Here is a 15,240-nt window from a genome sequence, read left to right on the forward strand (position 1 = left end):
TTGGGTAAGCAAAAAAACTTTTAATCTTTGTATTTACTAGTAGTTTTAAACCGCGTAATTAAAGTATATTAAATAATTGAGTAAGTATTGATGATTTCAGACTCAACACCTATAGCAATTGTTGGCATTGGTTGTCGTTTTCCTCAGGCTGAAACACCACAAGAGTTTTGGCAACTTCTGCATGATGGGATAGATGGGATCACTCAGATACCTAAAGACCGATGGGATATTGATGCATTTTATGAACCTGAACCAGCTACCCCGGGCAAAATGAATACCCGTTGTGCCGGTTTATTAGAACAAGTAGATGGATTTGAACCGAACTTTTTTCGTGTTTCCTCCCGCGAAGCTAAGCAGATGGATCCCCAGCAAAGACTGATCTTGGAAGTAGCTTGGGAAGCCTTGGAAAATGCGGGAATAGCACCAGAACGATTAGCTGGTAGTCAGACCGGGGTCTTTGTTGGTGTTACCAACTGTGATTACTCTGTGCTTATGCCCAGAGATATTTCTGGCTTAGATGCATACAGTGGAACTGGAACAAACCCATCGATTATTCCTGGTCGCTTATCTTATGTGCTGAATCTGCGCGGACCAAGTCTGGCTGTGGATACCGCTTGCTCCTCATCTTTAGTAGCACTTCACTATGGCTGCCAAAGTTTGAAAACAGGGGAATCTGATCTGTGCCTGGTTGGAGGGGTGAATCTAATTCTTATGCCAGAGCCGACAATTATTTGCTCCCAGGCTAAGATGATGTCAGCAGATGGGCGTTGCAAAACGTTTGATCAAGCTGCGGATGGTTATGTTAGGGGAGAAGGATGTGGCGTTGTTGTCCTGAAGCGGCTGGCAGATGCAATCCGGGATGGGGATAATATTCGGGCAATTATTAGAGGTTCAGCGGTTAACCAAGATGGTCACAGTAATGGACTAACAGCTCCCAATGGTCCTTCTCAACAAGCAGTGATCCGGCAAGCCTTAGCCAATGCTGGGGTTAAACCAGCGCAAATTAGTTATGTAGAAACCCACGGTACGGGAACCCCTTTGGGAGACCCCATTGAGGTAAATTCTCTCAAGGCAGTGCTGATGGAAGATAGGCAGCCCAATCAACCTTGTTGGATTGGTTCAGTCAAGACTAATATTGGTCATTTAGAATCTGCTGCGGGCATTGCGGGGTTAATTAAGGCGGTGTTGTCCCTACAACATGGTGAAATTCCACCCCATCTCCATTTGAACCAGTTAAACCCTTATATTAAAATTGCAAATACTCCTATTCAAATTCCTACTGAGCTTCAGCCTTGGTCAGTCCAAAAAGCACCCAGATTGGCAGGGGTTAGTTCCTTTAGTTTTGGTGGGACCAATGCCCATGTGGTGTTGGAAGAAGCGCCTTTAGAAATTCAAAAGTCAAAAGTCAAAAGTCAAAATTTACTAGAGCGTTCTTGTCATTTATTAACCCTATCAGCAAAAACAGAAGCAGCTCTCCAAGATTTAGTCCAGGGTTATCAACATCACCTAAAGGCTAATCCCAACCTAGCAATGGCAGATATTTGCTTTACGGCAAATACAGGGCGATCGCATTTCGAATACCGCCTTGCTGTTGTGGTTGACTCAAGGGAGCAGTTGGTTGAGCAACTCAGTGCTTGGGCAGCCCATAAAGACACCACTGGATTGATCAGTGCTCAGGTGAAAGGCAAAAAGCAGCCCAAAATAGCCTTTTTGTTCACTGGTCAAGGCTCCCAATATCTCAACATGGGACGCCAACTCTACGACAGCCAACCCATATTCCGCCAAACTATCGAGCAGTGCAATGAAATTCTGCGCCCGGATCTGGAGCATTCCCTAATAGAGGTACTGTATCCTACTCAAGTAGAAGAGCAGGTTTCATCTGTTTTAGATCAAACCGCCTATACCCAACCGGCCCTATTTGCCTTTGAATATGCCCTCTATCAACTTTGGAAATCCTGGGGTATTAAACCAAATGCCGTCATGGGGCATAGCGTTGGCGAGTATGTGGCTGCTTGTGTAGCTGGGGTTTTTAGCTTAGAGGATGGTCTCAAACTAATCGCCCATCGCGGAAAATTAATGCAGCAGTTGCCGTCTGGCGGTGAGATGGTTTCACTTTTGGCCTCACAGGAGCAGGTTAAAGACGCGATCGCACCATTGCATGATCGAGTAGCGATTGCAGCCATTAATGGCCCAGAAAGTATAGTTATTTCCGGAGCCAGTGAAGATCTTGGTACTATTTGTCACAAATTAGAAGCTAAGGGAATCAAGACCAAAAGGCTACAGGTATCTCACGCTTTCCATTCACCGTTGATGGAACCGATGTTGGCAGAATTTGAAGCAGTAGCCCATCAAATCACCTACCATCAGCCTTGGATACCACTGATATCCAATGTTACTGGCAAACTGGTGGATACTGAGATTACTTCTGCCGAATATTGGGTGAATCATCTCCGCCAACCAGTGCGGTTTGCCCAAGGAATGACAGTCTTACACCAAAAAGGCTATGAAACCTTCCTAGAAATCGGACCCAAACCAATATTATTAGGCATGGGGCGGCAGTGTCTCCCAGAAGAGTTTGGTGTGTGGTTACCGTCGTTACGTCCGGAAGTAGATGAATGGCAACAGCTCCTCTCCAGCTTGGGACAGTTATATGTACAGGGAGTCAAAGTAGACTGGGTAGGCTTTGATAGAGATTATACTCGTAACAAAGTAGCCTTACCGACATATCCATTCCAAAGACAAAAGTACTGGGTAGAACAACTTCCAACCAAGCAACCAGCATCTTCTTCAGAAGTATTAACTCTATTGCAACAAGGGAACACCCAAGCCCTGCTGCAACAACTAGAGGCTAGCCCAACAGTTTGGGAAGCGAACACCCCAGAACAGGCAATAGAATCTTTAATCAAACTACATCAGCGACAAGTAGCTCAAGCATCTGTATCAGAGCTGCTGTTTGAAATTGAATGGCAAGTTCAACCCCCACTATCCCAAGACAGCCTACCACCAGGACAATGGTGGTTGCTTGCTCAGAACAAGGGTTTAGCCTCAGAATTAGCTGAGTATTTCACACAACAGGGCCATCAATGCCATTGGCTTGAGTCAGATCCCAGTCAATTGAGCAAGGAAAGGTTAGAAACAGTTCTGACTCAACTGAATGAGAACCAGACTCTACCGCTTCATGGAATCATCTATTTGTGGAACTTGAACAAGCCTAGTGATGAATTGCCAGAAGATGGGGATTGGCAGACGAACTGGCAACAAAGTATCAAGCCCTTACTACAGCTGGTACAAGTAATCAGCCAACTACCGGGATTTCAGTCCAAACTGTGGGTAGTAACTCGCCAAGCCCAAGCCGTGGACTCTAACCCTGTGGCGATCAGCCAGACACCTCTGTGGGGTCTGGGGCGAGTCATTGCCCAGGAACAGCCCCAACTGTGGGGGGGATTAATCGACCTCGAAGAAAACCAGGAGCTGACGGTAGCCGCCCAACAGGTGTACACAGAAGTGGCAACCCAACCAGGAGGGCTCCAGGTGGCATATCGTCAGGGAAAACGCTATTGGCCTCAGTTAGTGCGCTACCCAAAAATCCCACCATCACTCAAGCTGAACTCACAAAGCAGCTATGTGCTCAGTGGGGGATTAGGAGCCCTAGGATTACAAATAGCCCAACGGTGGGTGGAACAGGGAGCCCGCAACTTGGTATTGCTAGGAAGGCGGGGAATCACCAATGAAATCCAACAGCAGAAAATAGCAGAGCTGGAGGCAGCAGGAGCCAAGATTCAGGTAGCAAGTATAGATGTCAGTAATTGGACACAGCTCAGACAAGCATGGACAGAATGGCAAAGCACAATGCCCCCTGTACGAGGGGTACTCCACGCTGCCGGGGTACTGGATGATGGTCTGCTAGAGAACCAAAGTTGGGAGCGTTTGGTCAAAGTGATGAGTCCCAAAGTGGAGGGAGGTTGGAACCTACATCGACTGACTCAGGATGAGAATCTCGACTTTTTCATCTGCTTTTCCTCAGCCGCTAGTGTGTTAGGTAGTGCTGCTCAGAGTAGCTATGCTGCTGCCAATGCATTTCTAGATGGTTTGTGTGCTTATCGTCGTAGTCTAGGTTGGCCAGGGTTGAGCTTCAACTGGGGACCATGGTCAGAAGTGGGTATGGCAGCACAGATGTCCCCAGCCCAAAAACAGCGATGGGCAATGATGGGAGTGAAACTGATTCAACCAGAACAGGGATTGCAAGTACTAGAGCAGCAGTTGGGAGCAGGGGGACAGCTAGGAGTGCTAGCTTTTGACTGGGAGGTGTTGAGTCAAAAGTTAAGTCCCACACAGCTGAATTTCTTCGCTCAGGTGCTACCACCAGAAGTGAAAGACCTGGTGCAATCAACAACCGAGAGGAGCTCTCAGTTACAGCAACAATTGTTGTTAGTCAGTGAGGCTCAAAGAAAACAGCTGCTGCGACAAACACTGCAAGAGGAAGTCGCTTGTGTATTAGGCTTACCACCGACAGACAAACCCGACCCAGAAGTAGGATTTTTCGAGCTGGGGATGGATTCATTGATGGCAGTAGAGTTAAGAAATCGACTTGGCCAGTTATTAGCAGTAAATCTACCATCAACCTTAACCTTTGATTTTCCCAACATCGAAAGACTAAGCGATTATATCATCTCAGAAGTATGGCAGCTAAGTTCAGGGGGTGCAGCTGATACTCAGTTGCCCCAGAAAAGAAGCGAGTGGAATGAACCCATAGCCATAATTGGCATGAGTTGTCGGTTTCCCGGAGGAGCATCGGACCCAGAAAAATTCTGGCAGTTGCTGCAAGGAGGAATCAGTGCCCGGGAAGAAATTCCTGCACAGCGGTGGAAGATTGAAGCCTACTACGACCCAGATCCAGATGCTCCAGGAAAGATGCTGACTCGTTACGGTCACTTTATCGAGGATGTAGAGCAATTTGACCCCAGCTTTTTTGGGATTTCCCCTCGTGAAGCACCGGCAATGGATCCCCAACACCGCCTACTGTTAGAAGTGAGTTGGGAAGCGCTAGAGCAAGCAGGGCAGGTGTTAGAGCGCCGGGATGAAGCATCTGTGGGTGTGTTTGTGGGCAATGATGGCCATGACTACGAACAGTTGCTCCAGCAGCACTTGCAGCAGTCCCCAGAGAGTCCCTTAGCCAACTATGTGGGCACAGGAACCCACATCTCCAGTGCCGCAGGTCGTTTGGCTTACAGTTTTGGGTTCACTGGACCAACAGTCACAATTGACACTGCCTGCTCCTCATCTCTAGTGGCAATTCATCAAGCCAGCAACAGTTTGCGACTGGGAGAATGTCAGATGGCTCTGGCGGGAGGAGTGAAACTGCATCTGACCCCAGACTCCTATATTGGGACTTCCAGAGCCAGAATGATTTCCGCCGATGGGCAATGTAAGACCTTTGATATCTCAGCAGATGGCTATGGACGGGGAGAGGGCTGTGGTATCGTACTGCTCAAACGTTTGAGTGATGCCCAGGCAGATGGAGACCGGATATTAGCACTGATTCGGGGTAGTGCAGTAAATCAGGATGGACCGAGCAGTGGGTTAACGGTACCCAATGGACTCTCGCAACAACGACTGATGAAGCAAGCCCTAGCTCAAGCACAGGTCAAGCCTAGTGAGATTAGTTATTTGGAGGCTCATGGTACAGGAACATCCTTGGGAGACCCGATAGAGGTAAATGCAGCCATGGCGGTGTTGGGAGAGGAACGTACTCCAGAGTACCCCCTATGGATGGCTTCGGTGAAGACGAACATTGGTCATTTGGAGGCAGCGGCGGGAGTCTCGGCACTAATCAAGGTGGTGTTATCCCTACAACATCGACTTCTGCCAGCTCATCTACACTTGCAGCAGCCCAATCCTAAGATTGACTGGCAGCCTTGGCTACAGATACCACAGGAACTGAAACCATGGGAGGTATCTGGTCGTCGATTGGCTGGAGTAAGTTCCTTTGGATTTACAGGGACGAACGCTCATGTGGTGCTCGAGGAAGCGCCATCTCTACCTGAAAACCCTCAAATAGAGTGGGAAAGACCATTACATGTATTGGGGCTATCTGCCAAGAATGAAGAAGCATTGTACCAGCTAACCCAGAGCTACATTCAACATCTAGAGAGCCATCCGGAGCAAGCCTTAGCGGATATTTGCTTCTCAGCTAACACGGGAAGGTTGTCATACAATCACCGATTGAGTCTGGTGGCAGGGACAACAGAGGAGTTGCAAGAGAAACTGAGGGCTTTCGGTACAGGGGAAGAAGCGAGTGGAGTAGCGAGTGGCAGAGAATCCCCCAGAGTGGCAATGTTGTTCACGGGTCAGGGTTCTCAGTATGTGGGAATGGGGCAACAACTGTATGAGACTCAACCAACCTTCAGAAATGCTCTAGACCAGTGTGGGGAAATTTTGCAACCCTATTTAGACAGACCTCTACTGGAAGTTCTCTATTCGGTAGAAGCAGAGGAGTCTGTCTTGGAACAAACGGCTTATACCCAACCGGCTTTGTTTGCTGTGGAATATGCCCTGTATCAGTTGTGGCAATCTTGGGGCATTAAACCGGATGTCGTCATGGGTCATAGTGTGGGTGAATATGTAGCTGCAACTGTTGCAGGAGTATTCAGTGTAGAAGATGGTTTGAAACTAATTGCTGCCAGAGGCTCTTTGATGCAGAAATTACCGGCTGGTGGTGAGATGGTTTCGGTGAGGGCATCAGAATCTTATGTCACAGAAGTAATTGGGGCTCAACCAGAAATCTCCCTAGCAGCCATCAATGGGCCAGAAAGTGTAGTCATTTCAGGGGACTCTATTGCCATCAAAGCCATGGTCAGTAGCCTAGAATCAGCTGGAATCAAAACTAAACAACTACAAGTATCCCACGCCTTCCATTCATCACTAATGGAACCGATGTTGGCAGAGTTTGAAGCACTAGCCCAGCAAATTACATACCATCAACCTAGGATTCCCATCATCTCTAACGTCACAGGAGCCCAAGCTGACAAGAGCATCGCCACCGCACAATATTGGGTTCGTCATGTGCGCCAACCGGTAAGATTTGCCCAAGGAATGAATCAGTTACACCAACAAGGCTATGAAACCTTCCTCGAAATCGGACCCAAACCAATATTATTAGGGATGGGGCGTCAATGCCTAGCAGAAGAGGTAGGTCTGTGGTTGCCATCATTACGTCCGGGAGTAGATGAATGGCAACAAATGCTCTCTAGTTTGGGACAGTTTTATGTACAGGGAGCTAACGTAGATTGGTCAGGATTTGACCAAGATTACAGTCGTCAGAAAGTCTCCTTACCAACTTATCCCTTCCAAAGACAACGGTATTGGGTGCAAACTGCTGAGGGTTGGGATGCCAAAGCCATTTCGGCAATCAAACTCCATCCCCTGATTAATCAAAAATTCCAATCTCCCTTATCAAAAGAAATCTTTTTCGAGTCTGACTTTAGTACCACTACCCTACCCTTTTTAGCAGACCATCGTATTTATGACCGGGTAGTAGTTCCTGGTGCCAGCCACATTTCCCTGTTGTTAGCAGCAGCATCGCTAACCTTGCCCACAACCGCATGTCAACTGGAAGATATTCTCTTTCCCCAAGCTCTAGCCATTCCGGAGCCAGGAGTAAGAAAGGTTCAAGTAGCTTTGACTCCCAGCGATAGCTCCTATACATTTCAAGTAATTAGCTTTGACGACTCTTTAGACTCACAGACTAATGGGGTTTCAAAAAATGGTAAACAAGTCGGTTCTTGGGCTGTTCATGCTACAGGAAAATTTGCTACTACCAAGACTGAACAATCACTAATATCCCCTCAAGAGGTTCAAGCTCGTTGTACTCAAAAAATAGAGGGTACAGAAATTTACCAGTATCTCTGGGAGAGACAAATTAAATTAGGAGAGAGTTTCCGCTGGATTGAGCAGCTATGGTTAGGAAACGGAGAAGTTCTTGGTCAACTGAGAGTACCCCAAACAGTGCTGGATGCAACAAAATATCAACTACATCCAGCTTTGATTGACTCGTGCTTTCAGTCAGTTGCAGCACTTATTGTAAATCTTTCCGACGACAAGAATGAGACTTTTGTACCGTTTAGGGTAGAGAAATTTACTTTCTATAATCCTCCTCAGCCTGGATCGCTTTGGTGCTATACTCGTGGCTCGAAAGACCAACAATCAGACGAAAAATTCAAAGCCGATATACAATTATTTGACCAACAAGGACAGCTGGTAGCTCAGGTCACTGGTTTTGAATCGAGGAAAGCCAATCCTGAAACCTTGCTGATGACTCTGGATGAAGATTTGAGTAATTGGTTTTATCAAATCAACTGGCAAGCCCAACCCCTATTATCAACTTCGGAATCTACTCCTGAACATCAAACAGGTAATTGGTTAGTATTTACTCTCACTAGTGAATTGGCAGAGCTTATTGGAGAGGAGTTACAGCAAAAGGGAGACAACTGTATTTGGGTATCTCCAGGGTCAGAGTACAAAAAATTAGATGCTCAACATTATCAAATCAACCCCACTGTTGCTGAGCAATTCCAACAACTGCTGCAAGATAATGCTGAGATTAAAGGTATTGTGCATTTATGGGGTGTCAATGAAACAATCGAATCTGTGAATGAGTTACAAACAACCCAAGAACTAGGTTGTGCTACAGTAGTGCATTTAGTGCAAGCCTTAATTCAAGCTGGACTAACTCACCTACCGCCGATGTGGTTAGTCACGATGGGCACTCAGAGTGTATTCGATCAAAAAGAAGTGGTGCAACCTCAACAGGGCTCTCTCTGGGGACTAGGGCGAGTTATTCGCCTCGAACATCCAGAATTAACCTGTTGCCGAGTTGACTTAGACCCCAAATCCCCTGTTTCTGAAACCATCCCCAAATTGGTAGAGCAACTGTTGTCTTATGATCACGAAGACCAGATTGCCATGCGTCAAGGAGTTCGTTATGTCCCCCGATTAGTAAGACAACAACAGCACAAACTCACCTCACAACAACAATTGCCTATACCAAAGAATCAACCATTGCAATTGAAGTTGTCGGAATACGGACTGATAGACAACCTCAACTGGGAACCAATGCAGCGTCGTTCTCCAGAAGCTATGGAAGTAGAAATTCAAGTCAAAGCAGTTGGCTTAAACTTCCGAGACGTACTCAATGCTCTAGGATTACTCCAAGAATATTACGCCGAAGTATTGAGTATTACCAGTGTAGAGCAACTGACCCTGGGATTGGAATGTGTAGGCGTTATTACATCAGTGGGAGAGGGTGTCTCCCAATGGCAGGTGGGAGATGAAGTAATGGCTTTGGTTCCTAACGGGTTCAGCAGCTTTGTCACCACTGCTGCTGAGCTGGTTATAGCGAAACCGAAACAGATGAGTTTCACCGAAGCAGCTACCCTCCCCTTAACATTCCTCACCGCCTATTATGGGTTGCAGCACTTAGCCAAGATTAAACCAGGAGAGCGGGTGTTAATACATGCAGCAGCAGGAGGTGTAGGACAAGCCGCAGTGCAAATAGCTCAGCTGGCGGGAGCCGAAATCTTTGCTACCGCCAGCCCGAGTAAATGGGAATTTCTTAAATCCCTGGGCATCAAGCACATTATGAACTCCCGCACCCTAGATTTTGCGGACGAAATAATGAATGTGACTCAGGGAGAAGGCGTCGATATTGTCCTCAACAGCCTCAATGGAGAGTTCATTGACAAGAGTTTTGCGGTGTTAGCTCCTCAAGGGCGGTTTGTCGAAATTGGCAAAATTGGCATTTGGGAGCAACAGCAGGTGAAGCAGAAACTACCGGATGTTGATTACTTCCCCTTTGATATCGGAGAGGTAATGAGACAACAGCCTGAGGTAATTGCCCAACTTTCAGAGGAATTAACCCAGCAATGGAATCAAGGAAAACTCCAAGCCTTACCTCATAAAGTATTTCCCAGTAAAGAAGTAACAGCAGCTTTCCGGTATATGCAGCAAACCAAGCATATCGGCAAGGTTGTGGTGGAGATGCCACAATCGACAGGTGAGCCAAAGTCCATCCAAGCAGAAGGAAGTTATTTGATTACCGGAGGATTAGGAGCCTTAGGATTGGAAGTAGCCCAATGGATGGTAACTCAAGGAGCGAGAAATATAGTATTAATGGGGCGTCGTGCTCCCAAGGAAACTGCACAAAAAATCATAGAGGAGTTGAAAACAGCAGGAGCCAATGTCAATGTTTTATTAGGAGATATCTCGATTGAAGAAGATGTGGCTAAGATTTTCCAGCAGATGCGGGCATCATTGCCCCCACTCAAAGGAGTGATTCATGCAGCAGGAGTATTAGATGATGGCTTAGTGCAAAACCTCAGTTGGGAGCAGTTTACTAAAGTGATGGCACCAAAAGTTGCAGGGACTTGGCATTTACATCAACTCACCCAAGATTTACCCTTAGATTTCTTTGTTTGTTTCTCGTCTATGGCTTCGATGTTGGGGAATTATGGCCAAGGAAACTATGCTGCCGCTAATGGGTTTATGGATGCGATCGCCCACTATCGTCGAGGGCAGGGATTACCAGGATTGAGTATTAACTGGGGAGCTTGGGCGACAGCAGGAATGGCAGCTCGTTTAGCCAGTGGACATCAGCAGCGGCTGGAGGCTAGTGGGATGAGTGCCATAGAACTAGAAAGGGGAATGCAGGCATTGGGTTCATTGTTATCCGACTCTCCCAGCCAAGTCGGAGTGTTACCCATTAATTGGTCAAAGTTTGTCAGCCAACTACCGGGTGGAGCAAAGATGCCATTGTTAGAGGCTTTGATTTCCACTGAGCCATCATTAACCCAAAAGTCGGCATTTAGGGAACAACTAGAAGCAGCAGCAGTTTCAGAACGTCAGGAGTTATTAACAACTCAGATTCGCTCGGTGATCGCCAAAACCTTAGGCTGGACAGATGCACAAAAGATTGGAATGCGACAGCCTTTGTTTGAATTAGGCTTAGATTCTTTGATGGCCGTGGAATTGAAAAATCGCTTGGAGTCAAGTTTAGAAACAAGCTTAAGTTCAACACTATTATTTGATTACCCTACCGTAGAAGAACTGGTAGAGTATTTCGCCAACAATGTCATCCCTGTCGATTTATCTACCGATCTTCCTACCCTAATTCCTAATCCAGAGCAACGGTATCAACCTTTTCCTTTAAATGACATTCAACAAGCTTATTGGATCGGTCGCAATCAAATTTTTGACTTAGGCAATATTGCTACCCATGTCTACATAGAATTAGATTGTGACCACTTAAATTTGGAACGCTTAAATCAAGCTTGGAGGCAATTGATAGACCACCATGATATGCTACGCATGGTGGTTTTAGCTGACGGTAACCAGCAAATTATTGAGAAAATTCCTCCCTATGAAATTGAAGTTTTAAATTTGTCGGGAGAGTCTGATCAAACCATTGCTTCAGAGCTAGAGACGATTCGCCATCAGATGTCCCATGAGGTTTTGCCAACTAACCAGTGGCCTTTGTTTAATCTACGGGCTACTCGTTTAAATGAACAATGTTTCCGGTTACATATCAGCCTTGATATGTTGATATCTGATGCCTGGAGTATCTATCTTCTATTTAAGCAGTGGGTGCAACTGTACAATAATCCTGAGAGTTCACTACCTGCCATTGAAATCTCCTTCCGAGACTATGTGCTGGCTGAGTCAGCTCTAAAAGATAGCCCACAGTATCTCCGTTCTCAGCAATATTGGTTCAACCGTCTTGACCGCCTACCTCCCGCCCCAGAAATTCCCCAAGCGAAAATAACTTCTGCCATTACCGAGCCAATGTTTAACAGTCACAAGGCTCAACTGTCTCAGACTCATTGGCAACAGTTAAAACACAAGGCTAGCCAAGCAAATCTCACCCCTTCAGGAATCTTGTTAAGTGCTTTTGCTTATGTATTGAATTACTGGAGCAAGAGTCCAAAGTTTACCCTCAACCTCACTCTATTTAACCGCCTTCCCTTACATCCTCAAGTTAACGAGCTTATAGGTGACTTCACCTCTGTAATCTTGCTGGAGGTAGATAACTCAGAAGCAGTTCCATTCATTAGTCGTGCTCAAAAACTGCAAAGACAGCTCTGGGAAGATTTAGAGCATAGGTACATCAGTGGCGTAGAAGTGCAGCGAGAGCTATATCGTCGAGGGCGCAGTCAACCAATGGGGGTAGTTTTTACTAGCACTTTGGGATTAAAGTCTCTAGCTGATGAAGAGTTGGGAAGAGGATTCGGTTTGGAGCAACTCGGAGAGGTCGTTTATACTACATCTCAAACGCCTCAAGTTTTGCTTGACCATATAGTAACCGAGGAAAACGGCGCACTACTATTTACTTGGTATACAGTTGAAGGGCTATTTCCCTCAGGTCTAATCGATCAAATGTTTGAGGTTTATTGCGATTTTCTCGAACGGCTAGCCACCTGTGACCAACCTTGGGTTGAGACTTACCATCAATTATTACCAACAGCTCAATTAGCACTACAAGCCCAAGTGAATCAGACCGCTCAATCTTGGTCTGAAGATATCTTGCATAGTTTGTTTCTCAAGCAAGTACAACTTCAAAGGGAATCGACAGCCGTTATTACTCCCCAAAAAATCCTAAGTTATGGGGAACTCCACAGGCGGTCTCATCAGCTAGGACATGGACTACGGAAATTAGGAGTGAAACCTAATCAGCTAGTAGCCGTAGTCATGGAGAAAGGTTGGGAACAGGTAGTAGCAGTCTTGGGAATATTGATGTCTGGTGGTGCTTACCTACCGATAGACCCCGGGCTGCCTCAAGAACGCCAGTGGTATCTGCTCGAGCAAGGGGAAGTGGAACAAGTTTTGACTCAAACTCATCTGAAACAGTCTCTGAGTTGGCCTGATGGAATTAAATGTTGGTCTGTCGATACTGAAGAGTTAGCAATTGAGGATCCAACTCCGTTAGAGCCAGTACAAACTTCAGAAGATTTAGCCTATGTGATTTACACTTCCGGTTCTACTGGTTTACCCAAAGGAGTGATGATTGATCATCGTGGAGCAGTCAATACCATCAATGACATCAATCAACGGTTTGAAGTAAAACCATCGGATCGGGTACTAGCCTTAGCCGCTTTGAACTTTGACCTGTCAGTTTACGACATCTTTGGTGTCCTAGGAGCTGGGGGAGCCATAGTGATGCCAGCACCAGAAGGAGCAAAGGATCCCGCTGGTTGGATAGAATTAATCGTGGCTCACCAAGTGACCCTGTGGAACTCAGTTCCTGCTGTGATGCAGATGTTGGTGGAACATTTGTTAGGAACCTCACAATCAGCAGTTGGTGATTTACGAGTGGTGATGCTGAGTGGAGATTGGCTGCCAGTAGACTTACCAGGCAAAATCCAGTCTCTGTGGTCTAATGTCCAAGTTATGAGTTTAGGTGGAGCAACCGAAGCCTCAATCTGGTCGATTGGCTATAGGATTGAACAGGTTGGTTCTGATTGGAAGAGTATTCCCTACGGTAAACCCCTGTTGAATCAACGCTTCTATGTGCTCAATGAGTTGATGGAACCAAGACCGGTTTGGGTTCCCGGGCAACTTTATATTGGAGGTGTGGGCTTAGCTTTGGGGTATTGGAAAAATGAACAAAAGACCAAAGCGAGCTTTATTACCCATCCACTCACTCAAGAGCCGTTATACAAAACTGGGGATTTAGGAAGGTATTTACCTGATGGTAATATTGAGTTTCTCGGAAGAGAGGACTTCCAAGTTAAGATCAATGGTTATCGTGTTGAACTCGGAGAAATTGAAGTAGCGTTAAAACAGTATCCAGGGGTCAAGGAAGCAGTGGTTAGTGCTGTGGGAGAAGATCCGCAGACAAAGCAGTTAGTGGCTTACGTTGTTGTCAACCAAGAATTCCTCTCGGAGCCACAAAAAAATGTGGCAGAAGCTTACCAACCTAGCCAACTTGAAGGAGTGCTAACAGATCCTGTAGAGCGCATGGAATTTAAGCTCAAGCAACCAGGGTTGGAGCAGTTAGACTCCTGTGTTAACAGTGTAGAATTACCCAAAACTGAGGTAGATGAAAGTCTGATTCAGAAATATTTGGAGCGGCAGAGTTATCGGCAATTTTTATCTCAACCACTTTCTTTGAAGCAGTTGAGCAAATTTTTAAGTTGCCTGCAACAAATGAAACTGGATGATTATCCTCTACCAAAATATCGTTATCCTTCGGCGGGAAGTCTCTATCCGGTGCAGACTTACTTGTGGATAAAACCCAACCGAGTTGAAGGTCTCGAAGGCGGTTTATATTACTATCACCCAGCCGAGCATCGTTTGATATTACTCGCTAGCACTAACGAAATTGACGGTCAAGTTTATGGTGTCAATCAACCCATTTTTGCACAATCCGCTTTTTCGATATTTTTGATTGGTAAATTGAAGGCCATCACTCCGATATATGGAGAATTAGCAAAGGATTTCTGTATGTTTGAAGCTGGTCATATCGGTCAGTTACTGATGAGTAGCGCACCAAAGCAAGAAATTGGGTTGTGCCCCATTGGCCATCTAGAATTTCAAGAATTACGAGAGTTATTGAAGTTGGAATCAAGTCAGGTTTTGCTTTATAGCTTTGTGGGTGGAAAAATAGATTTAGCTCAGACTAAGCAGTGGTTTCAGGAATCAGTAGTCAGGAGAGAGAAGCCAAAATCTCTTCAACTGCGGGAATATTTACAACAAAAGTTACCTGCTTATATGGTGCCTTTTGAATATATTATTCTGGAGACTTTACCTTTAACTACGAATGGCAAAGTAGACCGCAAACGATTGCCAAAACCTCAAACAAAAACTGTAGCCAAAACCGAACATATACAACCTCAAACCAAAATAGAGCAACAAATTGCTGGTGTTTGGCGAGAGGTGCTTCAGATAGAAGAAGTAGGAATACATGACAATTTCTTTGGGATAGGAGGGAATTCCTTACTTGTCATCCGAGTGCATAACAAATTACAAGAACTATTAGGAATAGAACTGGAAATAGTTGAACTGTTTACTAACCCAACGGTACATTCCTTAAGCCAACATATTGCTCAGCTTGATCGGGAAAAAATATCCATAGAAACTAGCAAAAGTCGTGGGGATAAGCTATCGAAAAAAGGGAAGACTAGGCAGGAAAGGAGCACTATTAGAAAAAACAGACGTAAACAACAACAAAACTAAGTAGTTTTGACTAGG

At 45.8% G+C, this 15,240-nt stretch carries 1 protein-coding gene; it reads left to right on the top strand.

Features of this window, described 5'->3' with window-relative positions; all coding sequences use genetic code 11:
* Positions 1–90: 90 nt before the first annotated feature.
* Positions 91–15,225: a non-ribosomal peptide synthetase/type I polyketide synthase gene (locus tag F6K46_RS17085; RefSeq protein ID WP_293058826.1), complete on the top strand. Its 15,135-nt coding sequence runs from the start codon at positions 91–93 to the stop codon at positions 15,223–15,225.
* Positions 15,226–15,240 lie beyond the last annotated feature (15 nt).

This window comes from Moorena sp. SIO3E8 (assembly GCF_010692445.1).
GTDB lineage: Bacteria > Cyanobacteriota > Cyanobacteriia > Cyanobacteriales > Coleofasciculaceae > Moorena > Moorena bouillonii.

Bases quoted from the DNA above. Each gene is read 5' to 3' on its own strand.
- F6K46_RS17085 (WP_293058826.1), top strand. From the start codon at position 91: ATGATTTCAGACTCAACACCTATAGCAATTGTTGGCATTGGTTGTCGT.